The 24,372-nt window shown below is 60.9% G+C and carries 23 protein-coding genes and 1 tRNA gene; 16 read left to right on the forward strand and 8 right to left on the reverse strand.

The window, feature by feature from the left end:
- Positions 1-79 precede the first annotated feature (79 nt).
- Positions 80-1,189: an OBG GTPase family GTP-binding protein gene (locus RR_RS10260; RefSeq protein WP_011223606.1), complete on the reverse strand. Its 1,110-nt coding sequence runs from the start codon at positions 1,187-1,189 to the stop codon at positions 80-82.
- 158 nt (positions 1,190-1,347) lie between these two features.
- Between RR_RS10260 and RR_RS10265 the strand changes: the two genes are divergently transcribed.
- The 5 genes from RR_RS10265 to rpl12p all read left to right on the forward strand — a co-directional run bounded on the left by RR_RS10265 (position 1,348) and on the right by rpl12p (position 4,468).
- Positions 1,348-1,548 (forward strand): hypothetical protein, encoded by a 201-nt coding sequence (locus tag RR_RS10265; RefSeq protein WP_004957035.1) that lies wholly within the window; start codon positions 1,348-1,350, stop codon positions 1,546-1,548.
- Positions 1,549-1,683: 135 nt separating this feature from the next.
- Positions 1,684-2,172 carry a 50S ribosomal protein L11 gene (locus RR_RS10270; RefSeq protein ID WP_011223608.1) on the forward strand — a complete coding sequence of 163 codons (489 nt, stop codon included), beginning with the start codon at positions 1,684-1,686 and terminating at the stop codon, positions 2,170-2,172.
- A 244-nt stretch (positions 2,173-2,416) separates the two neighbouring features.
- On the forward strand, positions 2,417-3,055 hold the full coding sequence (locus tag RR_RS10275; RefSeq protein WP_004957040.1) for a 50S ribosomal protein L1: 639 nt from the start codon (positions 2,417-2,419) through the stop codon (positions 3,053-3,055).
- A gap of 1 nt (position 3,056) precedes the next feature.
- Complete coding sequence (locus tag RR_RS10280) at positions 3,057-4,103, forward strand: 50S ribosomal protein L10 (protein ID WP_011223609.1); 1,047 nt, start codon at positions 3,057-3,059, stop codon at positions 4,101-4,103.
- Positions 4,104-4,120: 17 nt separating this feature from the next.
- Positions 4,121-4,468 carry a 50S ribosomal protein P1 gene (gene rpl12p, locus RR_RS10285; protein WP_004957043.1) on the forward strand — a complete coding sequence of 116 codons (348 nt, stop codon included), beginning with the start codon at positions 4,121-4,123 and terminating at the stop codon, positions 4,466-4,468.
- 179 nt (positions 4,469-4,647) lie between these two features.
- Here rpl12p and RR_RS10290 read toward each other — a convergent pair whose 3' ends face one another.
- Together RR_RS10290 and RR_RS10295 are read right to left on the reverse strand one after the other, a co-directional pair.
- On the reverse strand, positions 4,648-7,437 hold the full coding sequence (locus RR_RS10290) for a hypothetical protein (RefSeq protein ID WP_332379619.1): 2,790 nt from the start codon (positions 7,435-7,437) through the stop codon (positions 4,648-4,650).
- Positions 7,438-8,734: 1,297 nt separating this feature from the next.
- Positions 8,735-8,806, reverse strand: a tRNA-Ala gene (locus tag RR_RS10295).
- Between the two features lie 210 nt (positions 8,807-9,016).
- On the opposite strand from RR_RS10295, the gene RR_RS10300 reads away from it, so the two are divergent.
- Genes RR_RS10300 through RR_RS10320 form a run of 5 tightly spaced genes read left to right on the forward strand, consistent with a single transcriptional unit; the run spans position 9,017 to position 12,348 of the window.
- Positions 9,017-9,622, forward strand: coding sequence for a DUF7287 family protein (locus RR_RS10300; protein ID WP_004957046.1), 606 nt, complete (start codon positions 9,017-9,019; stop codon positions 9,620-9,622).
- A gap of 1 nt (position 9,623) precedes the next feature.
- Entirely contained in the window at positions 9,624-10,211 is a 588-nt protein-coding gene (locus RR_RS10305) for a DUF7288 family protein (protein WP_011223611.1), read from the forward strand.
- Entirely contained in the window at positions 10,199-11,179 is a 981-nt protein-coding gene (locus RR_RS10310) for a DUF7261 family protein (RefSeq protein ID WP_007187784.1), read from the forward strand. Before RR_RS10305 ends, RR_RS10310 begins: the two co-directional genes overlap by 13 nt.
- Positions 11,169-11,612 carry a DUF7266 family protein gene (locus tag RR_RS10315; RefSeq protein ID WP_007187785.1) on the forward strand — a complete coding sequence of 148 codons (444 nt, stop codon included), beginning with the start codon at positions 11,169-11,171 and terminating at the stop codon, positions 11,610-11,612. The genes RR_RS10310 and RR_RS10315 overlap by 11 nt, the downstream gene beginning before the upstream one ends.
- Positions 11,605-12,348, forward strand: a complete 744-nt coding sequence (locus RR_RS10320) for a DUF7289 family protein (protein ID WP_007187786.1) — start codon at positions 11,605-11,607, stop codon at positions 12,346-12,348. Before RR_RS10315 ends, RR_RS10320 begins: the two co-directional genes overlap by 8 nt.
- A gap of 6 nt (positions 12,349-12,354) precedes the next feature.
- Here RR_RS10320 and RR_RS10325 read toward each other — a convergent pair whose 3' ends face one another.
- Together RR_RS10325 and RR_RS10330 are read right to left on the reverse strand one after the other, a co-directional pair.
- Positions 12,355-14,079, reverse strand: a complete 1,725-nt coding sequence (locus RR_RS10325; RefSeq protein ID WP_011223613.1) for a polymer-forming cytoskeletal protein — start codon at positions 14,077-14,079, stop codon at positions 12,355-12,357.
- A gap of 147 nt (positions 14,080-14,226) precedes the next feature.
- Positions 14,227-15,918, reverse strand: coding sequence for a DUF7289 family protein (locus RR_RS10330; protein ID WP_049938879.1), 1,692 nt, complete (start codon positions 15,916-15,918; stop codon positions 14,227-14,229).
- Positions 15,919-16,289: 371 nt separating this feature from the next.
- Between RR_RS10330 and RR_RS10335 the strand changes: the two genes are divergently transcribed.
- The 4 genes from RR_RS10335 to RR_RS10350 are packed head-to-tail and all read left to right on the forward strand — an operon-like array spanning position 16,290 to position 18,731.
- Entirely contained in the window at positions 16,290-16,760 is a 471-nt protein-coding gene (locus RR_RS10335) for a 30S ribosomal protein S15 (RefSeq protein ID WP_011223615.1), read from the forward strand.
- Positions 16,761-17,870 carry a hypothetical protein gene (locus tag RR_RS10340; protein WP_011223616.1) on the forward strand — a complete coding sequence of 370 codons (1,110 nt, stop codon included), beginning with the start codon at positions 16,761-16,763 and terminating at the stop codon, positions 17,868-17,870.
- The gene (locus RR_RS10345) at positions 17,867-18,097 is read left to right on the forward strand and encodes a KEOPS complex subunit Pcc1 (RefSeq protein ID WP_011223617.1); all 231 of its coding nucleotides are present in this window, start codon (positions 17,867-17,869) and stop codon (positions 18,095-18,097) included. The genes RR_RS10340 and RR_RS10345 overlap by 4 nt, the downstream gene beginning before the upstream one ends.
- Positions 18,090-18,731 carry a 30S ribosomal protein S3ae gene (locus RR_RS10350; protein ID WP_004957064.1) on the forward strand — a complete coding sequence of 214 codons (642 nt, stop codon included), beginning with the start codon at positions 18,090-18,092 and terminating at the stop codon, positions 18,729-18,731. Before RR_RS10345 ends, RR_RS10350 begins: the two co-directional genes overlap by 8 nt.
- A 193-nt stretch (positions 18,732-18,924) precedes the next feature.
- On the opposite strand, the gene RR_RS10355 is transcribed toward RR_RS10350, so the two are convergent.
- From RR_RS10355 to RR_RS10365, 3 genes are all read right to left on the reverse strand, one after another.
- Complete coding sequence (locus RR_RS10355; RefSeq protein ID WP_011223618.1) at positions 18,925-19,368, reverse strand: plastocyanin/azurin family copper-binding protein; 444 nt, start codon at positions 19,366-19,368, stop codon at positions 18,925-18,927.
- Between the two features lie 89 nt (positions 19,369-19,457).
- Positions 19,458-20,603 carry a 5-(carboxyamino)imidazole ribonucleotide synthase gene (locus RR_RS10360; RefSeq protein WP_011223619.1) on the reverse strand — a complete coding sequence of 382 codons (1,146 nt, stop codon included), beginning with the start codon at positions 20,601-20,603 and terminating at the stop codon, positions 19,458-19,460.
- Between the two features lie 25 nt (positions 20,604-20,628).
- Positions 20,629-22,602 (reverse strand): flippase activity-associated protein Agl23, encoded by a 1,974-nt coding sequence (locus tag RR_RS10365; RefSeq protein ID WP_049938880.1) that lies wholly within the window; start codon positions 22,600-22,602, stop codon positions 20,629-20,631.
- A gap of 151 nt (positions 22,603-22,753) precedes the next feature.
- On the opposite strand from RR_RS10365, the gene ribH reads away from it, so the two are divergent.
- Complete coding sequence (gene ribH, locus RR_RS10370; RefSeq protein WP_007190811.1) at positions 22,754-23,167, forward strand: 6,7-dimethyl-8-ribityllumazine synthase; 414 nt, start codon at positions 22,754-22,756, stop codon at positions 23,165-23,167.
- Positions 23,164-24,324, forward strand: a complete 1,161-nt coding sequence (locus tag RR_RS10375; RefSeq protein WP_011223621.1) for a pyridoxal phosphate-dependent aminotransferase — start codon at positions 23,164-23,166, stop codon at positions 24,322-24,324. The genes ribH and RR_RS10375 overlap by 4 nt, the downstream gene beginning before the upstream one ends.
- Positions 24,325-24,372: the final 48 nt, after the last annotated feature.

A 24,372-nucleotide genomic window follows, 5' to 3' on the forward strand; every position in this document is an offset into this window, starting at 1 on the left:
ACGGTCCTCCACAGGATTGTTCTTCCGTGGGACCTCTTTTCAGTTGTTTGCGTGCACGCGAGAACCGACGCGCGACAACCTAGCGGTTAGCGACGATTCGCAGGATATCCTCGTCCGCGAGTTCGTGGTCGCGCCCGACCTGCTGTTCGTCGTGCTTGGCGCTCGGGCCGGTTACACGAGCAAAGCGGAAGCGCTCGTCGAAGCTGCCGCCGAGTTTCTCGCAGGCGTCGTCAACGGTGTCGCCTTCACGGAGTATTAGCGGTTCCTCGCGGTCAACACCGCGGCCCGGCTTGTCCATGTAAATCCGGATCAGGCCGAGTTCCTCCCAGATGCGTTCGGTGAGGCTATCCAGTCCTTTCTCTTCCTCGGCGCTGATGAAGATCGCTTCCTCTGGGTCAATGTCTCGCTCTTGGAGTTCGTCTTCGACTTTCGGAAGATAGTCGGGCTCGATAAGGTCGGCTTTGTTGACGGCGACGAGGGACGGCAGGTAGACACGGTTGTCCATCACGCCGTCGATGAGCTGGTCGATATCGAGCTGCTCGCCGATGGTTACGTCGGCGTTGACGTACCCGTGTTCGCGCAGGACAGCTTTGACCGTCTCGTCGTCGAGTTCGACGCCGGTAGCCGTGTTAACCGAAATCCCGTCTTTACCCTTCTTGCGGACGTTGACCCATGGTGGATCCTGATCGAGGCGGATTTTGTTCTTGTACAATTCCTCTCGGAGGCGGTCGTATTGGTCAATCTCGAAGACGGAGATGAGGAAGACGATGAGGTCAGCGGTCCGGACGACGGACAGCACTTCTTTCCCACCACCGCGGCCGCCAGCAGCCCCTTCGATAAGTCCGGGAACATCGAGAATCTGGATGTTCGCACCCTTGTGCTTGAGCATTCCCGGGTAGACATCAAGTGTGGTAAACTCGTAGGCTCCCGTTTCGGACTCGGCGTTTGTGAGTGCGTTCAGCAGCGTCGACTTCCCAACGCTGGGGAACCCGACGAGCGCGACGGTCGCATCGCCGTGTTTCTCAACGCCGTAGCCACCGCCGCCGCCCGAGGAAGCCTGCTGTTCGAGCTTCTCCTTTTTCTCCGCGAGCTTGGACTTCAGCCGACCGATATGGGCCTCTGTAGACTTGTTGTAGGGAGTGCTGGCGATTTCGTCTTCGAGTTCCTGAATCTCCTCTTCGAGCCCCATTAGATGTATGTCGGCCCCTCACACCGAATAAGGCTTTCCTCCCTCGCCGACGCGACCCCAGCGGCATACGTCATGGGGCCGTCCTGCCGTTCAGAATGGTCAAACGACCCTCATGTAATTCGACACACCTATAGGCTGCCCTCCGTCATATGTCGATAATGGGAGCGGCGAGTCGGTTTCGCGACAGCACGCAGATACTGCTGCCAGTCGGTGCGCTCGACGGCATTCGCGAGGAACTGGAACAGCGGTTCACTGTGAGCGTTCATCAGGAAGGCGAACAGATCCGGATAATTGGCTCCCCGGTCGAAATCAAAGACGCGAGCGATTTCCTCGCTCGGAACGGCGTGACGTTCGCCTGAGCTGACAAGTACTCCATTTGTTGTCGCGCTGGCGTTCTGATGATGAGTCAACGGTGAGTGTTCGTGCGTGTGGGAGCCTCACGCAGTTATCCGTGAAACGCAATCCTTTAAACTGCCGCGAGGATTCCACTATGTATGGCTGGAACTATCGAAGTCCTCGTTCCCGGTGGGGAGGCCAACCCTGGCCCGCCACTCGGTCCGGAACTCGGCCCGACACCGGTGGACGTGCAGGCAGTCGTACAGGAGATCAACGACCAGACGGCAGCGTTCGACGGCACCGAAGTCCCCGTCACCGTCAAGTATGACGACGACGGTTCTTTCGAGATCGAAGTCGGTGTCCCGCCGACGGCCGAACTCATCAAGGACGAGGCTGGCTTCGAAACCGGCAGCGGCGAGCCCCAGGAGGACTTCGTCGCTGACCTCTCTGTCGACCAGGTCAAACAGATCGCCGAGCAGAAGCACCCCGACCTGCTCTCCTACGACCTCACGAACGCCGCAAAAGAAGTCGTTGGGACGTGCACCTCTCTCGGTGTCACTATTGAAGGCGAGAACCCACGCGAGTTCAAGGAGCGCATCGACGCAGGCGAGTACGACGACGTGTTTGCGGCCGAAGCCCAAGCGTAAGTCGGACTGGCGTTGCTGTGCGACTGGCGTGTGTTTTTCCTTGCTTTCGACGCTGCTGAGCCACTGCACAGTCGATGGTACCCCCGTTAACGACTGGCCCCTGCGAACCGGAAACACGCCCGTCAGCGGTCCTTGTGCTGGTTCGACGGGTTTAAGTGTCGCATTGGCGTCTACTCGCACGAGACAGGCATCCGCCTGTTTCACTGACCCGTAGAAGCCGATTGGCGTACTACGGAGGTGAACAATGGCAGATCAGGAAATAGAGAACGCAGTCTCGCGCGCACTCGAGGACGCACCTGAGCGGAATTTCCGCGAAACGGTCGACCTCGCTGTGAACCTGCGCGACTTAGATCTTAACGACCCGTCGAACCGCGTCGACGAGTCCGTCGTGCTTCCTGCTGGCACCGGTCAGGAGACCACTATTGTGGTCTTCGCCGAGGGCGAAACCGCCCTTCGTGCCGAGGAAGTCGCAGACGACGTACTCGACGAGGATGAACTCGAGGAACTCGGTGGCGACGACGACGCCGCCAAGGACCTTGCCGATGACACTGACTTCTTCATTGCGGAGAAGGGACTGATGCAGGACATCGGTCGCTACCTCGGGACCGTCCTCGGTCCGCGTGGGAAGATGCCGGAACCGCTCGACCCCGACGACGACGTCGTCGAGGTCATCGAACGCATGAAAAACACCGTGCAGCTCCGCAGCGGGGAACGGCGAACGTTCCACACGCGGGTCGGCGCGGAGGACATGTCCGCCGAGAATATCGCGGACAACATCGACGTTATCCTCCGCCGTCTGCACGCGGACCTCGAGAAGGGCCCGCTCAACATCGACACTGTCTACGTGAAGACGACGATGGGGCCTGCGATGGAGGTTGCCTGATATGAGCGCCGAATCCGAACGCAAGACCGAAACCATTCCCGAGTGGAAGCAGGAAGAGGTCGACGCCATCGTAGAGATGATCGAGTCCTACGAGAGCGTCGGCGTCGTCAACATCGCCGGGATTCCCTCCCGGCAACTGCAGGACATGCGACGTGACCTGCACGGGACCGCCGAACTTCGCGTTTCCCGGAACACGCTGCTTGAGCGTGCACTCGACGATGTCGATGACGGACTCGAAGACCTCAACGGCTACATCACCGGGCAGGTTGGACTCATCGGGACCGACGATAACCCGTTCTCGCTGTTTCAGGAACTCGAGGCCTCCAAGACGCCCGCACCCATCGGTGCCGGTGAGGTGGCCCCGAACGATATCGTGATTCCGGAAGGCGACACGGGCGTCGACCCCGGTCCGTTCGTTGGCGAACTCCAGAGCGTGGGTGCCGACGCACGCATTCAGGAAGGCTCCATTCAGGTCCTTTCTGACTCGACGGTGCTTGACACCGGCGAGGAAGTCTCTCAGGAACTTTCGAACGTGCTGAACGAACTCGGTATCGAACCGAAGGAGGTCGGTCTCGACCTTCGCGCCGTCTTCGCCGACGGTGTGCTGTTCGAACCCGAGGAACTGGAACTCGACATCGACGAGTACCGGAGCGACATCCAGGCGGCTGCCGGCCGAGCGTTCAATCTCTCGGTCAACGCCGACTACCCGACCGCGACGACGGCCCCGACGATGCTCCAGTCCGCTCGTGGCAACGCCAAGAGCCTCGCGCTCCAGGCGGCCATCGAGGACCCCGAGGTCGTGCCTGACCTCGTGAGCAAGGCTGACGCACAGGTCCGTGCGCTCGCCTCGCAAATTGACGATGAAGAGGCACTCCCGGAGGAGCTTCAGGGCGTCGAGGCCGACGTGGCGACAGAGGAACCGACTGACGACCAAGACGACGACACCGCATCCGAGGACGACGCGGACGCCGACGACGCGGCCGAGGAGGCCGACGACGATGACGACGATGACGAGGACGCTGGCGACGCGCTCGGAGCGATGTTCTAACAACACAGACTACAACAATGGAATACGTATACGCTGCACTCATCCTGAACGAAGCTGACGAAGAGATCAACGAAGACAACCTCACCGACGTGCTCGACGCCGCGGGCGTCGACGTCGAGGAGTCCCGTGTCAAGGCCCTTGTCGCCGCCCTCGAAGACGTCGACATCGAGGAGGCCGTCGACCAGGCCGCTGCGGCACCGGTGCCGGCAAGCGGTGGCGCGGCCGCACCCGCAGAGGGTGACGCCGACGAGGCCGACGAGGCCGACGAGGAAGCCGAAGAAGAGGCTGCCGACGACGGCGGCGACGACGATGACGACGAAGACGACGAGGCAAGCGGTGAGGGCCTCGGCGAACTCTTCGGCTAACTCGGTTCAACACAGCTCAGTTTTTCTTTGCGTGCGCTCGACCGGTGAGAGGAGTCAATACTGACCCCGCCGATAGCCGTGTTTCTATATACGATTATGCTGAGCCACGTCCAGACATGTAATCTAGACTGTACCGCTGACACAGAAGCCGTTCTCAAAAAAGCGGGTCTGCTGTGGCCTTAACTACCGATTGTAATCGTATCGGAGTCAATCGAGATGGGTGAGTCGTTCGTGGTTGCGCCACTCTCGTCGACTTCCTTCAGGTAGATTTCTCCCGTCGCAGTATCGTCAATTGACCCGCTGGCCGTGTCGTTGTACACTGTGACCTCGTACGTGTAGTATCCGGGGTCGAGGTCGGTGTCGTAGCCAGCCCACGCCGGGTACTTGTCGACATCTCGCAGGTCGCCGCTACCGACTGTGACATTTGTAGAGCCTGTGAACACGGCCGACCCGTCGCTCTTGTTCGTAATAGTGAGGTTCACTTCACGCTCGCTGCCGACCGTACCATTATTAAACACTTCGACGGTCATCCGCTGTGCACCGCCACGGCGTTCGATGAGTGTTGAAGTGTCGTATTTTTCTGCGCCGATATTGATTCCCTGCGTGTCGTTCACCACGACATTTGACCGGCCGACGAAGAACGACTGCTTTGCTGACGTCCCGTTCCGCGTCTGCACGTAGTACGTGTAGTTGCCGCGGTCGGTCGGCATGCTGAGGTTTACTTGCTCTGTCTCCCCGTTTGTGAGCCCCGAGGTTGTCGTAGAGTCAGCCTCTGTGAACGTCGAACTCGCGTCGTCGGTGTTCTTTGTGTAGAGCGCAACTTCGGCAATTCCGTCCTCATCGCCGACATTTGTGATGTTAATCGTAGCGTTGGCAGACCCATCACTGTCGATCGCACCCGAGGCTCTGACCGAATCGACCTGCATGAACTGCTCGTCCAGTTCGCCGACGTAGATATTTCCGCCCCACCGCTTGCGTTCGTCAGACAGGGAGATATTGTACAGATACGACTGTTCCGTCGGCTTGCTACCGGTCCCGAAGACGAAGGTGAACTGTTTTGTCTCGTTTGGCTCAATTTCTTTTGTCTCCGTACCGGCTGCGCTCCCGTCAAAGGTACTTGTGAGCGTCGCGTTACCGGACCTGCCACCCACGTTCTTGACGGTCGCCGTCACGTGTGCATTCGTCTCGTCAACACGAGCAGGAGCGTCAACGTCGATAACCCTGAACGCTGGCTTTGAGAGAGACTCCTCGATAGAGTTCACTCTGAACAGTGCCATTGCGTCGTTGTAGTCCGGGTCATCACTGCTGTATGCGTTTTCAGGGCTTGCATCCCTCTCTGAGAGTTCATAAAGAAAAACCAGTTCACCGTCAGCAAGAGAGAGAGTTGCGTTGTCGCTGCCTGTATTGTTGAGTCGCTCTTCGCCGAGCATATCCTCAAGCCTGCGCTGTGCACTGCTTGCCTGCCCGTATCCAGGTGTTTTATCACCACTACGCAAAATGTCTACGTTCTGGTTATTCTCAGGGTTATCAACTGAAATACGAACCTCGTCATGGTCCACGCATCGTTCTGTATCGTACTCATTTCCGTCTATCTCAAACGTCACATCAGTCGATGTGTACTCATCACACCAATAGGACGTGGCGAATAACGAGAAGGTCGTATTCTTTTCGAAGGTTCTTGTGTACTCATATGGATGATCATCACCGGTAACAAGCCGCTCTTCTGCATACGGGCCGTTCACATCACCGTCCTCGAAGTCGTTGCCTACATCGCGCCATAACGGGATTTCGTACTCGGACTGATTCCGGACCTCCAGAGACATCTCTACACGAGTATGAGAAATAGTATCAACAGTATTGCTTTCCAGTTCAGCCCCTTTGAGCACTATTGAGCCGTTTATTCTCCTGTTAGTTGTTACTTCTGACCCATCGCGTTTAATTACTGGATTCAATTGAACATTCAACATCCGCCAAGCGGTCTGGTTCTCGGTCATAAAGTTCAGGCGATAGAGCCCCTCTTCAGATGGAACGGTAAACGTCTGCGTGACCGTCTCATCTTTACCCGGGTCAAGCTGCACCTCAGATGATTTGTCAGCACCCCAGTCTCTGCTAATGTGAAGCATCTGGGTATCCGTCGTTCCACCGGTGTTGCTAACAGTGAAGCTAACCGTCGTCTTGTTCTCCGGTCTGACTGGATTATTGACGCTGACACTGGTGACATCAAACACTGGTGGGGCCGATGAGCCAACAGTGAACGTCCCGTTGACGGCGTCATTCGGTGTCTCTACGAGATAGGTATAATTGCTGTACGAAGGCGCAGTGAGTGAGCCACTGGTGAGGGTTATTGTCTCTTCCTCTGCCCCGTTCCTGGTTCCATTGAGCGTGAAGTCCCTGCTTTTTGAGTCTATTTCAGCCCCCGACTCGTCCTTGATATGTATCGTGACGGAGCCGGTGCTGCGAATGTCCCCGGTGTTTTTGATTGTCGCCCCAATAGTTGCCGTCTCACCACTCTCTACCCCGCCGGGGGGTGAAACTGACGTAACTTCGAAGACACCGGAATCGCCAACAATGAAATAGCTCCCGTCATCCTTGGGCTGTGAGTATGTATCATCCTCTGTCTCGACCTCCAGATCGTATGTGCCATTCTCGTTGGTCGGCATCGACGGGCCGAAGTCGACGGTCCGGCTCTGTCCCGGATCGACTATTAGGTTCCGTGTCGCGTTCACAGAACCGTTCACCAGAAACAGGACCTCTTGATCCGCGGTCATTTCCCCGTTGTTCGTGACCGTGACTGTCGCCGACGGGACCTGATTCAGCCGCGCCGTCGCTGGCATCGAACTGCCTGTGATATCCAACGACGGCGTACCGGGAACAGTCGTATACACGATTCTCTCAAAGGCAGTATCGTGGTCTGATTCGACGGTGAAGTTGTGTGGTTTCGCGACTGCGATGTCGACCGTGCCACTCACAGTGATAGATTCCCCGCCGCCGAGCGTGACCGTCTCTGTCGCCTCGCTCGGCGCCCCCGAACGATTGTGTTTCAATGTGATGGTCTGAGTGTCTTTCAGCCCGCCAGTGTTGGTGACCATCGCTGAGACGGTTGCCTGGCCGGGATTCGAAGGGTCTGACTGCACGGTAATGTTATCGACTGCGAACTTCGAATCGGACACGTCACCGAGCGCAAAGCGTACATGAATCGTTTCACCCGGCTCAGCCGAGGCCGGTGTCACAGTGACGTACTGGTCATCGTAGGTGCTCCGTGCCCAATCCGCCCACGCGCGGGCATAGCTACTGTTTTTGATCGTCAGTGTCGCGTTGGCGACCTGCGACGGGGGACACTCATAACTGGGTGACGAAAATGAGCCGGTTCGAGCGTCCTCGTAGGACACATCAGTGAACAGGGCCATCTGTAGTGCCGCCTCGTGTGGCCGCTCGGCCGTCGCGTTCGACCGAATTGCAACCGAATTTCCTCCGATCTGCTGTCCGGAGATATTTGCGAATGAGACCGACAGCGCCCCTTGGTCGTAGTTCACTGCTGGGGGCGACGACATCGTCGCGCCCGACTCGGTCATCCGCCACACACCCCCTCCCTGATAGCCGACCTGTTGGCCGTTCTCTTGATACCGAATCGTCTGTAACGAACGGTTCCCGGTCGAACAGGCCGAGCGGCCGTTCAACGTCAGATTGTATGTCGCATCGTCTGTAACAGTGATATCAGATCGAACCCGGTCTGGTATCTCGACTGACTCATTGGTATCTGACCGCTGGAAGCTCTGATCAACCGACAGCAGCACCTCCTCAGCGAGCTCAACATTCGCGTCGTCGTTGATATCTCCGATCGTCTGTTGCCCACTTGAACGATCAGTATCGCGCCGATGATGACAGCACTTGCCAACAACACCACACCCAGAACGTGTGATACACCCCGGTCTCCAGCCCCCCAGCTGCCCCACTCGAACATATTCAATTACATACCAACTATTGCACATAAGTGTACTGTTTCACACTATCTCGACAAAACAGCGACATAAGTTGGCGACGTTGAGCTATAGGTACTCAGTTATGAAACACTATTACACTCAGTGGCCGTAGCTGATATCCCGCATTCTATTTCGTATGTGAGGCGCTGGTGACCTCATAATAAAAACTGAATCCGGAATTATATAACCAAGCCAGAACTGACACAGTACGGAATGTCCACTCCAGACGGGAAAACCAGAGCTATTAGTTGGATCCACGTATCCATCTACGACGGTAAAATTAGGATGGACTCGCCGGGATTTGAACCCGGGGCCTCTCCCATGCCAAGGGAGTGATCTACCCCTGATCTACGAGCCCTTGCGTGCATTGCATGCTTTCCGATGGGATTGCTTAAACCCATCGAAGCACAGGGACATAGAAAACCGGACCCACGATCTTGTTTAGACCAGCATTGCATCGACCTTGCAGGGTGTGTAGAAATCCGGTAATTGGAGTTACAGTACGGCCACAATGGTTATAACGCCTGATACCATCCCTCCAGTAATCTCAGTTTAGTGAATCAGGCTTATGAACCGTAGGAGAAATGAGACGCAGTCTACCAACCGGCGTGCCAGCCAGTCACTCTGGATCGAAGAGCACCGGCGTGGGCAGACGACACTGGACTTCGCCATCGGCATGAGCCTATTTCTAAGCGTCCTGATATTCATCTTCTTGTTCATTCCGGGGCTATTATCGCCGTTTTCTGCGGGGGTGCAGGAAGAGACGGTCACGACCGACAGAGTGGCCGATGGACTCACAATGGGGATGCTTGGGTCGCCACAACAGCCGTACGTTCTGGAAGAACACTGTACACAGGAGTTCTTCGCTGGGAACGCACCACCGTCAGGATGTGGCTACAACTCCGGTGGGAGTGCGGAGGAACGGGTCGGGCTCAACCCGGCTCGGGAGAACGTGAACGTCACAATCCGGGGGAACGCGACGGCAACAGCAGCCGCCGATGAAACGCTCTGCTGGGATGGAGGAAGCGAGGAACTCGTTGAAGCCGGGACCGGCTGTGGGACGATACTCACGACCGGTGGGAATCCACCGACAAACAACGACGCGTCGGTCACTGCGTTGCGGGTGGTCTCGCTGAACGGGCAGGATGTCACAGTTCGCGTGGTGATGTGGTAGTATGCGTGCGCAGGCGCACACGCTTGAAGCGATTGTCAGCGGAATGCTGTTACTGGCAAGTCTGGTGTTCGCGCTACAGATGACAGCAGTGACGCCGCTGTCCGCGAGCACGTCAAGTCAACACATCGAGAACCAGCAGCAGGCAATCGGCCACGGGGTCCTCGCCTCCGCGGTGGCAGAGGGCGCACTGAAACCGGCTGTGCTCTACTGGGACAACAGCACGGCGCAGTTCCACAACACAGCCGGTGGTCGGGAGTACTACACGAACGGGCCCCCGGACAACCGGTTCGGGGAGTTGCTAGAGCGTGCGTTCGACCAGCGGGGAATCGCCTACAACGTCTATCTCAGGTTCCAGAACACGCAGGGAAGAACTGTGACGACCCGCTACGTCTACAGCGGTGAACCAAGCGACAACGCAGTGCGTGCCAGCCACACAATTACGCTCATGGACGACGACCACTTGCGAGACGCGGACGGGACTCGCAACAGCACGCGGCTCGGTGACCCAGCGACCGATTATACGGTTTCGGACACCGGAAAGAACGTCTACAACACGGTCAGCGTGGAGGTGGTCGCGTGGCGCATCTGAACGACGACGAACGCGGACAAATAATCCTTATCGCCGCGTTAGCGCTGGCGGTGACGTTCATCGGTCTTGCGCTGGTCGTCAACTCCGCGATTTACACGCAGAACCTCGCGAGCCGGGGTGAGGTTGCTGGGAGCAACGACGCGCTGGAGATGCGAGCGATGGTGGAGGCAAACATCGGGCAGGGTATTGTCGCGGCCAACAGGTACAACTACTCGACCCAGTCGGCGCTCGAAACTAGTGTACGCGAGAGCGTACGGACCACAAGTACGCAGACGGAGCGGCAGCGGGTCACGAGCGGGACACTGGTAAACGTCACACTCGCCGGCTCGCCGACCTACGGCACGCGAATTGCTCAGACCAACACGTCACTGTTCGAATCCGGCGAGGCGACGCCGAGCGCCAATTGGATGGTCAGAGAACGGGTCACGCGCCCGGGCGACGGAACGAACGCGACCAGACGGTTCGTCATCAACGCGACGCAGCTCCCCAGTTCAGGAAGCGAGTTCGTCGTCACAACGAACGGCACCGGTGGTAACCCGAAATGGATGATGCGCATCTGGGGCGACGTCGGCCCCAGCGGGACGGTCAACGTGGAAGTCGACACACCGAGCGGCACACAGACGTGTGCTGTCCCTATCGAGGAACCGTACGCCCATATCGACGTGACCGGCGGCACGGTGCAGGGCGAGCCGTGTCTCGCGCTTCAGGGCGGGAGCTTCGACGGGCGATTCGCCCATGGCGTCGGCGACGAGTACAACATCACCTACGAGTCGGGCGACCAGATCAAGGGGAACTACTCGATGGTCGTCCGCGATAGTACGCCAGCAAACACGCTCGATACAGCGCCCGCGTCGCCGTTCAGCACGACCGCGGTCTACAACGCGACCGTCCGCTATCGCTACGACACGTCGAACTTACGGTACGAGGCAAAGATACGGGTGGCCCCGGGTGAGCCAGATGCGTCGTAACCGCGCCGTCTCGACGACGCTAAGCTACACGCTGAGTCTGGCCATCGCCTCTATTTTGGTATCTGGCCTCCTCATTGCTGGCGGCAATTTCGTCGAAAGCCGGCAGGAGCAGGTCATCAGGGACGAACTCGAAGTCATCGGACAGCAAGTGGCCTCTGACATCGCTCGTGTTGATCGGCTGGTGGTCGCTGCCGACGACGACCCGACTGTGAATCTAGATCACACGTTCCCAGCGCGGGTGAGTGGGACCGGCTACCGAGTCTCGATTGACCCCGCTGCCGATGAACTCACGCTCGAATCGACCGCTCCGGAGGTGTCGGTGACTGTGTCGCTCACAACCCGGACAGCCCTAGGGGACTCCACCGCCGGCGGCGGTGTGATAACTGTGTTCTACGACGAATCAAGCGATCAACTGGAGGTCCGAGATGGCTGACCGCGCGGTAAGTGAGGTGCTGAGCTTTGCTCTAGTGTTCAGTCTCATTGTGGCGTCGATAATACTCGTCTCAGTAAGCGGCCTGGGGGCGTTACAGAACGCTCGGGACGCGGAGCAGATGGAGAACGCTGAGCGGGCATTCGATGTGCTCTCGGACAACATCGCGGACCTCCACAAACAGGGGGCACCGAGTCGTGCGACCGAAGTCAGCCTCGGGGAGGCATCGCTCAGGACGGGCGAAAACACGACGATATCGGTACACGTCCACGACGGAACTGCGCCCAAAGACGTCGGGACCTGGGAGATACGACCGATTATCTACGCCGGCAATCAGGAGCGCGAGCTCGTATACGAGGCTGGGGCAGTGTATCGGACGAACCGGGACGGTGGCGTGCAAAAACGGACGCCGCCGATACTCGTCTCAGATGACCGTGTTCTCATCACGGTGGTCGGCACGACCGCCAGTGACCAGCAGAGCCTGGGCGGGTCGACGGTGCTTGTCCGGACAAACCACCGGAGCAGCAACGTCTCGTTCGCCGATACCGACGGCAACATCGAACACGTCAACATCAGTGTCGACTCGGCCCCACAGCGTGAGGCACTCTGGCAGTCCTACTTCGAGAGCGAAGGGTTCACTTGCGCGGCCAACGGCTGGTGTAACTTCACGTCGTCCTCCGGCGATATCCAGCGGACGTACGTGGTCTATCACGACATCGCAGTCGAGATTGACCAGTGACCAGCCCTACCCGCTGGTCACGTTGATCCGGTTCTTCGAGACGTGGAGGTACGTCAGCCGGATGATGTTCGTGTTTTTCGGGACGGCTCGCTCGTTTCTGAGCGCTCGGTCATAATGGACCAGCCCGCCGTTGTCTACCGTAACTGACCCGGCGACGAGGCCGCCGTACAGCTCCGCCTTTTTGATCGAGACACTGCTTGCACCGACGCCGCCAGCGGGTGCGTAAATCACGCCCTCAAACTGCGGCGTATCAGTGTCTCCCTCGATGAAGGCGTCAAAGTCCGACCGGCCGTACATCCAGAACTGCTTGGAGTTGTTGGCGTTATCGATGTCGACGTCCCCGGTGCGATAGATGTGGAAGTGGTGGCCGCTGGGGGACATTGCTTCGCCTTTGACGTAGAGGCGGACCTTTCCGCCACCGTTGACCTTGATCCGCCCGTTGTTCTCGATGTAGACGTAGTCCCGGACGGCGATAGTCACGTCGTCACCACCTGTGTTAATCGTCAGCGTCTCGCCGCTCAGCGTCAGGTCTTCGAGGTAGTATGTGCCCGCGTCCAGCGTCTGGTCACCAGCGGCAAGCTGGTTCCCCGAAATGCTGCCGGTCGCGCCGTTGTCATTGGTATCGCTTGCGTTGGCGACTCGCCGGTTCACCAAGCCATCGATAGCGCCGGCTCCCTCGACACCCGAAATCTGTCTGACATTGCCGTTAACAGTGCCCTTGATGTGCTTCGTGGTCGAGTATTCCACGTCACGGGTGACGACACCGCTTCCTTTGACCTCGACCCGGTCTCCGGACCGAACAGCGCCATCCACCTCGCTGTTCCCTTTCACGTACACGTCACCGGCTGTGGTGATTGTTCCGAACGACCCCCGTGAGGTCGAATAATCGCCGACAGACGAATTGTAGCTATCCGTTCGAGCGGGGTCGGTACCACTGCCGGAGAGCGTAATCTGTCCGCCAGCGGACGTAGCCGCGACGGCGCTCGTCACTTCTCGCGGCCCCGTCGGCACGACAAGCGTCGTGGTCACGCTGTCGTTTTCGTGGTCGTAGTACGCATCGCCATCGGTCCGCTCTTCGAAGTAGCGCCCCCAGGACCGGTAGTACTCGCTCTGGACGGTGATGTTGACCGTCCCCGTATCCAGCGGATTGATGTTCCCAGCCGCCTGGTCGGGATACACCTGCGTCGTGCCGTCCTTCGAGATGCTCGCCCGTGAGCCAAGCGACCGGTCGCCACGGACGGTGATGAGCGGGAGCGTCAGCGTCGCGTCGCGGTAGTAGAACTCCGGCGGTGAAACCATGACACTGCCACTGTCGGAACGCCGCCACACCCCGCCGCCCTGATAGGCGACTTTCTGGTTCCCGTTTTCGTAGACGACCGCGCCGAGTCGCTCATCCATCAATGTGGTTGTCGTCGAGGGCGAGGCCGAGTGGTTGGTGATGTTGACGGTCATCCGACCCGCGGTGTCGTCGATTCGGTACGTCGATTTGTCCGTCCCGACGAGTGATACCTGCTGGCTGTCGGCGTTCCCAAGCGCCACCAGCGCCGCCTGAGAGTCCAGCTGGGTCATCCCAGTCTCCGCCCGGGAGACATCGAGCCCGGCCTCAGTATCGACCAGCGCCGTCGCTCCCAGGCTGACAACGACACCGGACCCGACGATGACGAGACTGAGGACCAGTAGGAGGCCAAGCGGGGCCGATTGTGCGCGTTGCTGACCCCTGGGAACGTTCATTATCCGACAGTGGTTATCATGGTTGATAAGATTGCTGGCCGGTCGCGGAACAGTCGCTACTAGCGGCGGTCTATGACAGACGCAGCGAAAACCGACCGACGCCAAGCGCTACTACTTCTGATAGCAATGGCGTGGGCGTGTCAGCTGTCAGTTGGACGTGATATTGACGTCGTTCGTCGAGATGTGGAGGTAGGTGATCGCAACCACGCTTGTGTCTTTGGGAATTGTGCGCTCCTGTTTGAGCGCCCGGTCAAAGTGGACTCTGCCACCTTTTTCGAGTTCGACTTGGCTGGTGACCGCACCGCCGTAGAGTTCGCTCTTCCAGATCTCGAACGTACTCGTACCGGTCTTTCCCCCCGGCGCATAGATGACGCCGGTGACTCTAGACTTATCTGATCCCTTCTTTTCCATCCGGGCTTGGAGGGTGTCTTTGCCGTAGATCCACACCTGTGTTGACCGCTCACTGACGGCACCGGTTGTCCTGATCTCGCTCGCCCGTGTGAAGAAGTGATAGCCGTCAGCACTCCCGCCCGACGCAGGCGATGTGCCGTTTATGTATATTTTCACCTGGTTCGGGCCGGACACCGTGATGTCGTTCCTGGTGTTGAGGCTCACGTAATTCTCGACGCCAATGATTACGTTTCCACCAGTCGTGTCGAACTCGACGTCGCTGCTCAAGTCGATCCTGTCGACGTGATAGCTGCCCGCAGACAGTGTCGTCGTTCCCTCTGTACCGTCGATAACGCCGTCGTCGGCTATCGTTCCCCCGTTGTCGTTCGACGACGATAGGTCGTCGACCTGTGTGTTGACATGGGAGTTGATATTGGTGGTATCTCCGAACGAGCTGATCTGCTCGTCGGAACAGGACCCGGAACACGCTCCGTGTTTATCGTCGAACGCGTCCGCCCATTCTACCCGGTCACCGTTGAACGTCATCGAGTTACTACTGAATTCGACGCGACCACCCGAGGTGATGTTTCCATTCAGTTCCGCACTCCCGGTGACGATGACATCACCTGCCGTCGTGAGATTGCCGCCATCACCGGCCTCGGAGGCGTCATATCCGTCCCCGTCTGCCGAAGTATAGCTGTCGGTAAAGGCATCGTTCCCGCTCAGTTTGATCGAACCGGAGTCGCTCGTCGCGGCGACGGCGTTCTGGACCTTTCGCGGCCCCGCAGGGACCTTGAGAATGATCGAAACACGATTGCTATCGGGATGGTACGTCACGTCACCGTCCGTTCGCTCCTCGAAGTATCCTCCCCACGCGCGGTAGTACTCGCTCTGGACGGTAACGTTGACTTTCCCGTTTTCCAGCGGGTTCGTGAAGTTCTCGTTGCGCGTGCTGTTCGGAAAGTACGACCTCGTCCGGTTGTGAGAGATCGACGCGCCGTCTCTGATTGCCCCGGACCCGCTCACTGTCACGAGGGGAAGCGTTAGCGTCGCGTCCCGGTAGTGGAACTCGGGTGGAGAAACCATCACCGACGTTCCGTCGCCGTTGGCCCGCCAGACGCCGCCCCCCTGATACGCGAGTCGCGTCTCGTCACTGCCGTGATAGGCCACCTCGCCCATCGATTCATTGAACACAGTCATCCGGTTCCCGGACGTTGTATTCTGATAGGAGACGTTCATCCACCCGGCGTCCTCGTCGATACGATAGGTGCTCGAACTGCTCGCGGGAAGAGAGACCTGCTGCACGTCCGTCTGTCCCAGCGCTACGAGCGCGGTTTTGGAATTGAGTTCCGTCAGCGACTTCTCAGTTCGTTCCACGTCAAGTTGCGTTTGCGTGCTCGTAATTGCGTCGGCACCCAGTGCGACCACCGCCGTCGTCGATACAATCATTACCGCAAAAACCAGCGCTAACCCGAGCGGAGCACTTTGCCCACGACTTCCGAGTCCCCGCTCAGCGCTACCCATACTACTCACATCTAACCCGACAAATTACTTAAAATAGATGGGCAAGTTATCAATTGTAATACTGCGAAGAGTTTCGGCTGTGGAGCGGCGTCGACGACGATGTCGGCACTTCCAGACGCGACCGGGAAGCGGAACGGTTTAGTCGCGCCCTCTCAGACAGGGAGATGGGAACAGCACGACCGCAAATCTGACTCGCTGTGGACTTTCACAGCTCGGGATTGCGGCCGTGTTCGGCACTGTACAGTGCCAATACGCCTCGTAACGAGAGCGGTTCGTGCGGTTCCAACCAGATTACAATGGCACGAATGCATACACGCCGTCGCGGTTCGTCCGACTCGGACAAACCGGCGGCAGACGAACCCCCGGAGTGGAGCGACGTTGACGAGGACGCCATCGAAGCGCGCGTCGTCGAACTGGCCGAACAGGGCCACTCGCCCAGCGAGATCGGCCTGAAGCTGCGCGACGAGGGCGTTCAGGGCACGCCGATCCCTGACGTCTCGCTCGCGACCGGCAAGAAAGTCACCGAGATCCTCGAGGAGAACGAAGCCGAGCCGGACCTGCCGGAAGACCTTCGGAACCTGCTCGAACGGGCCGTCCGCCTTCGCGACCACATGGACGAGAACCCCGGTGACTACCAGAACAAGCGTGCGCTCCAGAACACGCAGTCGAAGATCCGACGCCTCATCGACTACTACCGCGGTGACGAGGTCGACGAGAACTTCACCTACAGCTACGACAACGCCGTCGAGGCGCTGGGTCTCGAATAGATGTCGGCGACCGGTCGGGAACCGACACCAGCCACGTCGCCCGGTGACCTCGCCGGGTCGCTGCGGGAGGCCGCCTTTGTGCGCCTCGTCAGCGACGCGACCGGCGAGGCGCTGGCCGCGACCGGCCTGCTGGCGCGGGCACTGGACGACACGCCGTTCCAGGCGAGCGTCGTCCGCCCGTTCGAGGACCCCGACCGGACCACTGAGACCGACATCACCATCGCAATCGGTCGCACGCAGCTGACCGCCGACGTAACGTTGACCGACCGCGCCGCCGCGACTGCCTTCGAGACCGCCCGCGAACTCGGTACGGCCGACCCCGCGCTCGCCCTGGCCGGCACGATTGCCGCCGGGGACGTTGACGGGACCGTCGCCGAAGCCGCCGAGCAGGCGGGGCTCGACCAGCGGCCCGGCGTCGCAGTGCCGGGTACAGACCTCGCGGACGGGCTGGCCCACTCGACGCTGTTCGTCGCGCCCTTCTCGGGCGACGCCGACGAAGCGCGGGCCACACTGGCGGAACTCGACATCTCGCCCGACGGACCTCCGTCGGCCGACGACCACCGACGCCTCGCGTCGCTGGTCGCGCTGACAGTAACCACGGACGCGCCGCCCCGGGCCGCCGACGCGGTCCAGCGCGCACTCCGTCCGACAGCAGGCGGCCCCTTCGAGACTGTCGGTGGCTACGCCGACGTGCTCGACGCCGTCGCCCGCGAACAGCCGGGCACCGCCGTCGCACTCGCACTCGGCCACGAGGCCGTCAGTGAGGACGCGCTGGCCGCCTGGCGCAGTCACGCTACACGCGCCCACGACGCAGTGTCCGAGGCGACCACGGGTCGGTACGACGGCCTGTTCGTCGCTCGCGGCGACGCGATGCCGACCGGCACTGTCGCCCGCCTATTCGCAGACTACCGCGCGCCGGAACCGGTGACGCTCGTTGTCACCGATGACCGGGCCGCAGCCCGCGCCACGGACGGCCGGGACGTGGCCGAAACGATGCACGCAGCCGCCGAAACAGTCGGCGGCGACGCCGTTGGAACGGGCGACCGGGCACGCGCCCGGTTCGACGTTTCGACGGCCGACTTCATCGAAGCGTTCCGGGAGGCAGTATGAGACGGGCCAAGATTCGGACGACACACGACTCGCCCGAACGCGTCGCACGCGCGGTGCGGCCGGACAACACCGACGAAATGACCACGCGTGTCGAGGGTGATGCCGTGGTCACAACTGTCGAGCGCGATTCGACCGGCGGCCTGCAGGCGACCGTCGACGACTACGTCGTCAACATCCGGGTTGCAGCACAGCTCGCAGACCAACACACACAATCCAACCATGAGTGAACGAAGCGTTTCCAAGCGCACAGAACAGAAACGGTGGTACACCGTGCAGGCTCCCGAGCAGTTCGACCGGGAGGTTCTCGGTAAGACACCGGCAGAGGAACCGGACAAGGTGCTCGGACGCACCATCGAAACAACGCTCGGCGAACTGACCAACGACGCCAGCGAGAACAACACGAAGCTGACCTTCAAGATCAACGAGGTCGCCTCGGACTCAGCGTACACGGAGTTCATCCGCCACGAACTCACGCGGGACTACCTCCGCTCGCTCGTCCGCCGGGGCTCCTCGAAGGTTGAGGCCTACATCACCGTGCTGACCACGGACGACTACCGCGTCCAGATTCAGCCGGTCGCCGTGACGACCAAGAAGGCCGACGCCTCTCAGGAGAAGGCCATCCGCCGAACGATGATCGACCTCGTTCGCGAGACGGCCGAAGACCACACCTTCGAACAGCTCATCGACAGTGTCGTCGAAGGGCGCCTCTCCTCGGCTATCTACGGCGAGGCCAAGGACATCTACCCGCTCCGACGCGTCGAGATCAAGAAGACCACGCTCGAAGCGCGGCCCGAAGAAGTCGCCGCCGAAGAAGAGACGGCCGTCGACGTGGACGAAGAAGACGTCGACGTCGAAGCCTAACACGTTCAAGCACCGACGTTCGATTTTTCCGCCGTAGTGAGAGACCCTCTAACAGCGACGCGGCAGACGCGAGTCTCTACTGTGACGTATACTGTCACACGACGGCGATAAGCTAGCAACCGAGAACGCAAAACAGCGTGTGAACGGCTCGCTCAGCGCGGACGAGGATGCTGCGAGAAAAGTGATGACGTGGCTACTCGCCGCTCGCCGCCGTATCGGGGTTTTCGGTTACGACGACAGTCCCGACCATCCCGGCTCGTTCGTGTGGGATGCAGAAGTAGGCATACTCGCCGACTGTCTCGAAAGTGTGGGTGAAATCGTCACCCTCGTACATCGTCCCGCCAGAGGAGTTCCCCCAGTTGTCACGGGCCGCCTGCTCGGTGTCGAAGCCGCCGGAGGCGAAGTAATCGGCCTCGTCGGGGATATCGTCCTCGTAGGCCGTGACCGAATGGCCCTGCTTGCTCGTGTTGAGCCACCGCACGGTTGTCCCCGGTTCGACGGTAATCTGTACCGGGCGAAACGCCTTCGCAGACATCCCCACGTCGTAGTCGGTGTCAGCGCTCCCACCGCCGAGACAACCGGCGAGCCCTGCGACTGCCGCCGGGCCGGCCGCACGGAGAAACTGCCGTCGGTCCATACGCCGACTCGGGACTGCAGAGCCAAAGACCGCTCGGTTCCGGACCGTGGTCAGTCTCTAGATCCCACTCACGACGCAGTCGGTGGCGGTCACTCGAAGGTCAGCCCGTCACGGAGGTCGCGGGCGTCGGCGAGCAGGCCGTCGCGGTCGTCGTCGGTCAGCGTCACGTGCCCCATCTTCCGGAGGCCGTACACTTCGCGCTTGCCGTACCAGTGCAGGTGTGCCCGCGGCGTCCCAAGCACACTGTCCTCGCCCCGTAGCTCCGCCGGCTGGCGCTCTGAGACATCCCCGAGGATGTTGGTCGACACAGTGGGGAACCGCTGGTCGGTCGACCCCAGCGGCTGGCCGGTGACAGCGCGGAGGTGTTGCTCAAACTGCGAGGTGTGACACCCTTCGATAGTCCAGTGGCCGGAGTTGTGCGGGCGCGGCGCGATCTCGTTGAGAAGGATCTCGCCGTCGGTCGTCTCGAACAGTTCGATGCCGAACACGCCGCGGCCGTCCATCACGTCGAGCACGTCGTGCGCGACGTCTCGGGCGCGCTCGCGGACGGCTTTCGATGCTCGCGCTGGCGCGACGGACTCCCGAAGGATCTCCTCGCGGTGGATGGTCTCGGTCACCGGGAACGTATCGCGTTCGTCCGCACCGCGACAGCCCATGACCGCGAGTTCACGCTCGAAATCGACCATCTCCTCGACCATCGCGGGGCCGGCGATCTCGTCGACAGCGTCCGCAACGTCCTCTGGGCCCTCAACGCGGATGTTCCCGCGGCCATCGTAGCCGCCGGTCCGGGCCTTGAGCATTGCGGGGTAGCCCAGTTCCTCGCAGGCCTCACGGAGGTCATCGGCGGTGTCAACGGCGCGGAACTCGGGGACCGGAACGCCAGCGTCCGACAGCCGGCGCTTCTGGACGAGCTTGTCCTGAATCGTTCGGAGCGTTTCGGGAGCGGGATGTACCGGCGTCCCTGTCTCTTCAGCGACCCGTTCAAGCACGTCCGGGTCGGCCAGTTCGATCTCAAAGGTGAGGTAGTCGGCGCGCTCGGCGAGTTCCCGCAGGGTTGCCGCCTCGTCGAAGTCCCCGACAATCTGGTCGCGGACGACCGGCGCGGCCGGGCAGTCCGGCGTCGGGTCGGTCACGAGCAGTTCAAGACCGAGCGGTGCAGCCGCCTCGCCCAGCATCCGGCCGAGTTGGCCACCGCCGACCACGCCGACGGTCGGCCCTGGTGACGTGAGCGTCATACCGCGCGCTTTCACAGCAGCAGGGTTAACCGTTCGGTTCTCGGCCGTAAGACTCGTGGACCCACACCGTCATGTCGTTCGAGCCGTATTTCGTTCGCATCCGGTGGGTTCTGGGCACGTATCCGGCGGCTTCGAGCTGTTCGGCAGGGACCGTGCTGTCAATCTGCTGGGTGATGACTATCGGTGGCTGGTCCGCCTGCGCCTGCTCGGCGAGCCTGTCGGACCGGTTCTCACAGGAGACGTTCACGTCCTCGGCCGCGTAGTACCACGGCAGCGGCAGTGAATTGTGCCATTGCAAGCAGGTCGGTCTGGTGTTCCACCACGAGTCGTTCCACTGACCGCGGTCTTCTTTGACGTACGCGTCATCGGCGTCGTAGGCGTCGCCGCGCTCTCCGTGATACATGACGACATCGGTGCCGTTTCCGTTGGCCGTCGCGATTCGGTCCATCTCCGCCAGGTCCGTCCGGAGCGACTCCTGTGGCTGGGCGTACTGGACCAGCGGGTTCCCCTCCAGATGCTCGTTGGTGTACACCCGCGTTGCGGTCGTGTTGACGACGAGTGCAGTAACGAGCAGGACGATGGCAGCGGCGATGGCAGCGCCGGTCACGTCGTCGGTCGACAGCGATTCGTTCCCCCACCGGATCACAGCAGCGAGTCCGACGGCGGCCGGAATCGACAGCGGGACCACGACGTGGACGGCGAGCCACGGCGCGCCGATGTCGGTCCCGATGGGGTAGCCCAGAATCGAGACGTAGCCGCCGTAGGCCGCGAACGGGACGAGGTGGCGCGGCTCGACGGTTCCGAGCCGGTCCAGTGCGTACCCGAACGCCGAGAACAGGACCAGCGGGGCGGCGGTGTAGCCCAGCGCTTTCAGCAGCACCTCGTAGTGGCCGTCGACGCTCTCGTAGAACGTTTCGATAGAGTCGACTAGGCCCGTTTCAGTGGTCGTGGCTTTCTCCGAGGCCGGCGAGAACCACTCGCTGTACTGGCCGACGACGCGCTCCCATGTGGTCTGGACGAGTTCCGGGAACAGCGATGGGTTCGTCACGCCGGACCAAAAGTTCACGTCGCCACTCGCGACCGGTGCTGGCGGGTGTTCGATGCCCGCGACACCGGCCCCCCGCGGGGCGTAGAAGAACAACGAGACGAAGCCGAACACCAGCGCGGCAAGGACGATGTGGCTCGCGTACGCTGCGAGGACGGAGGCGGCGCTGTCATGGCGGTTGCGGAACGAGCGAACGATGTTGACAACGAGCCCTACATCCGCCCGGACCCGGCCCGACAGCCGGCCCCAGATTGCACGGAGGCTCGGGACGGTCCGGAGGAAGCCGACGGCGTCGCGGTAGCCGTTCGGGAGGACGAGCATCTTCGCCAGCAGAAGGCCGGTCGCGCCGAGCCAGGTTAGCACGTAGACGATGGCGTTCTCCTTCGAGGCGAACCCGAGCGCCATGAACGCGGCGACGCCGTAGAGATACCGCGCCTTCCGAGTGTCAACGAACCGGACGAGCAGGCCGAAGGCGGTGAACATGAACGCCGCGACCAGCACGTCGCTGCGCATGAACCGCGAGAAGTACAACAGCACCGGGTTGAGTGCGAGAAACACAGCCATGAGAACAGTCTCGTCGGACCGGAGGTGCTTGCGAAAGAGCAGCGCTGTCAGCGGGAGCAGGCCGCCGACAATCGCGACCGGGAGCCGCATCGTGAAGTCGGTCGGCGCAGCGACGGTGAACATCCAGCTATCGACGTGTTGAATGAACGGGCCGTGGATGATGTAGCGATACGCGAACGACCCAGAATCGCGGAGATGCAGCGCCCAGTAGGCCACGCGGCCCTCGTCGAAGTGGGCGACGCGGCTCCCGAGCGCCGCGATTCTGAGGACGAGTCCGAGAAGCGTCACGGCGACGACGAGCTTCACGGCGGCGCGGGGGTCGTCCGCGAACCAGGACCGGCTCCGGTCCCGGAAATCGTGGAGGGCAGACAGCAGGGACGACTCAGCCATATCTGGCTCAAGCACATGGGGCATTAGAATCCTTCTGGTTTCTATAACAGGATTTTAAGCTACCCGCCCGTCGCCGATATCGACGTAGCGACCTGTGGCCGTGCAAGCACGGAACGGTAGTTCTTTAGTCGCCCCTGCCCGGGTGTCAGGTATGGTGCAGCTCGGGCTGGTTGTCGCCCAGTATGATAAACACGGGGCCGTTATCGAGGAGATGGAGCACGGGGCTTACGAGGCCGCTGCCGACAATGACGCCGAGATTGTCGCGTCGATTGATGTCCCGGGGTCCTACGATACGCCGCTGGCCGCCGACCGGCTCGCGCGCCGGTCGGATATCGACGCCGTGGCCGTCCTCGGCGCAATCATCAGCGGCGACACCGACCACGACCAGATCATCGGCAACGCCGCCGCGCAGGGGCTGACCGACGTCTCCCTCGACCGAGACACCCCCGTCACGCTGGGCATCATCGGCCCGGGCATGAGCCAGGACGAGGCCGAGGCCCGAACCGACAAGGGGGACTCAGCCGTCCGGAGCGCAATCGAACTCGCCACTGAACTCGAACAATGACTATGGACTTTGCATCCCGCGTCGAACGTGTAGAACCGAGCGCGACCCTCGCAATCAGCAACAAGGCCGCAGAGCTGGAAGCCGAGGGGAAAGACGTCGTCGACCTGAGCGTCGGCGAACCCGACTTCGACACGCCAGAGAACATCAAAGACGCCGCCAAGGACGCACTTGACGCCGGCCACACCGGCTACACGTCCTCCAACGGCATCCCCGAACTGAAGGAGGCAATCGCCAACAGTCTCCACGATGACGGTCTCACTCAGTACGGCCCGGACAACCTCATCGTCACGCCGGGCGGTAAGCAGGCGCTGTACGAGATCTTCCAGACCATCATCGATGACGGCGACGAGGTCGCCCTGCTCGACCCGGCCTGGGTGTCCTACGAAGCGATGGCGAAACTCGCCGGCGGGACGCTGACCCGTGTCAACACTGCCGCCCACGACTTCCAGCTTGAAGGCGCGCTCGACGACCTCGCTGACGCCGTATCCGACGAGACGGAACTGCTTGTCGTCAACTCGCCGGGCAACCCCCACGGCGCGGTGTACTCCCGCGATGCGCTGGAGGGCGTCCGTGACCTCGCTGTCGAGCACGATATCACGGTCATCTCGGACGAGATCTACAAGGAGATCACCTACGACGGCGTCGAAGCCGTCTCGCTGGGCACGCTTGAGGGCATGGAAGACCGAACAATCACCCTCAACGGCTTCTCGAAGGCCTACTCGATGACCGGCTGGCGGCTGGGCTACTTCGCGGCCCCAGAAGAACTGGTCTCACAGGCCGGCAAGGTCCACTCTCACTCCGTCTCCTGTGCCGTGAACTTCGTCCAGCACGCCGGCGTCGAGGCCATCACGAACACCGACGACGCCGTCGAGGAGATGCGTCAGGCCTTTGCCGAGCGCCGCGAGTTCCTCATGGGCCTGTTCGAAGACCACGGCGTCCACGTCCCCGAGCCACAGGGCGCGTTCTACATGATGCCCGAAATCGCGCCGGATGGTGACGATACCGAATGGTGTGATCAGGCTATCTCCGAGGCACAGGTCGCGACCGTCCCCGGAACCGCGTTCGGGACGCCCGGCTACGCTCGTATCTCTTACGCCAACAGCAAGGAGCGACTGCAAGAAGCCGTCGACCGCCTCGCCGAGGCGGACCTGATCTAAGCGCCTCGCTGCGGCTCACTCTCTTCGACACTCGGTAGCGCAGCCGTC

The sequence above is a fragment of the Haloarcula marismortui ATCC 43049 genome (genome assembly GCF_000011085.1).
Lineage (GTDB): Archaea > Halobacteriota > Halobacteria > Halobacteriales > Haloarculaceae > Haloarcula > Haloarcula marismortui.

Bases quoted from the DNA above. Each gene is read 5' to 3' on its own strand.
- RR_RS10300 (WP_004957046.1), top strand. From the start codon at position 9,017: ATGAACCGTAGGAGAAATGAGACGCAGTCTACCAACCGGCGTGCCAGC.
- RR_RS10315 (WP_007187785.1), top strand. From the start codon at position 11,169: ATGCGTCGTAACCGCGCCGTCTCGACGACGCTAAGCTACACGCTGAGT.
- RR_RS10340 (WP_011223616.1), top strand. From the start codon at position 16,761: ATGTCGGCGACCGGTCGGGAACCGACACCAGCCACGTCGCCCGGTGAC.
- RR_RS10330 (WP_049938879.1), bottom strand. From the start codon at position 15,918: ATGATTGTATCGACGACGGCGGTGGTCGCACTGGGTGCCGACGCAATT.
- RR_RS10320 (WP_007187786.1), top strand. From the start codon at position 11,605: ATGGCTGACCGCGCGGTAAGTGAGGTGCTGAGCTTTGCTCTAGTGTTC.
- RR_RS10280 (WP_011223609.1), top strand. From the start codon at position 3,057: ATGAGCGCCGAATCCGAACGCAAGACCGAAACCATTCCCGAGTGGAAG.
- RR_RS10270 (WP_011223608.1), top strand. From the start codon at position 1,684: ATGGCTGGAACTATCGAAGTCCTCGTTCCCGGTGGGGAGGCCAACCCT.
- RR_RS10360 (WP_011223619.1), bottom strand. From the start codon at position 20,603: ATGACGCTCACGTCACCAGGGCCGACCGTCGGCGTGGTCGGCGGTGGC.
- RR_RS10355 (WP_011223618.1), bottom strand. From the start codon at position 19,368: ATGGACCGACGGCAGTTTCTCCGTGCGGCCGGCCCGGCGGCAGTCGCA.
- RR_RS10345 (WP_011223617.1), top strand. From the start codon at position 17,867: ATGAGACGGGCCAAGATTCGGACGACACACGACTCGCCCGAACGCGTC.
- RR_RS10365 (WP_049938880.1), bottom strand. From the start codon at position 22,602: ATGGCTGAGTCGTCCCTGCTGTCTGCCCTCCACGATTTCCGGGACCGG.
- rpl12p (WP_004957043.1), top strand. From the start codon at position 4,121: ATGGAATACGTATACGCTGCACTCATCCTGAACGAAGCTGACGAAGAG.
- RR_RS10275 (WP_004957040.1), top strand. From the start codon at position 2,417: ATGGCAGATCAGGAAATAGAGAACGCAGTCTCGCGCGCACTCGAGGAC.
- RR_RS10260 (WP_011223606.1), bottom strand. From the start codon at position 1,189: ATGGGGCTCGAAGAGGAGATTCAGGAACTCGAAGACGAAATCGCCAGC.
- ribH (WP_007190811.1), top strand. From the start codon at position 22,754: ATGGTGCAGCTCGGGCTGGTTGTCGCCCAGTATGATAAACACGGGGCC.
- RR_RS10325 (WP_011223613.1), bottom strand. From the start codon at position 14,079: ATGAACGTTCCCAGGGGTCAGCAACGCGCACAATCGGCCCCGCTTGGC.
- RR_RS10350 (WP_004957064.1), top strand. From the start codon at position 18,090: ATGAGTGAACGAAGCGTTTCCAAGCGCACAGAACAGAAACGGTGGTAC.
- RR_RS10375 (WP_011223621.1), top strand. From the start codon at position 23,164: ATGACTATGGACTTTGCATCCCGCGTCGAACGTGTAGAACCGAGCGCG.
- RR_RS10335 (WP_011223615.1), top strand. From the start codon at position 16,290: ATGGCACGAATGCATACACGCCGTCGCGGTTCGTCCGACTCGGACAAA.
- RR_RS10265 (WP_004957035.1), top strand. From the start codon at position 1,348: ATGGGAGCGGCGAGTCGGTTTCGCGACAGCACGCAGATACTGCTGCCA.
- RR_RS10305 (WP_011223611.1), top strand. From the start codon at position 9,624: ATGCGTGCGCAGGCGCACACGCTTGAAGCGATTGTCAGCGGAATGCTG.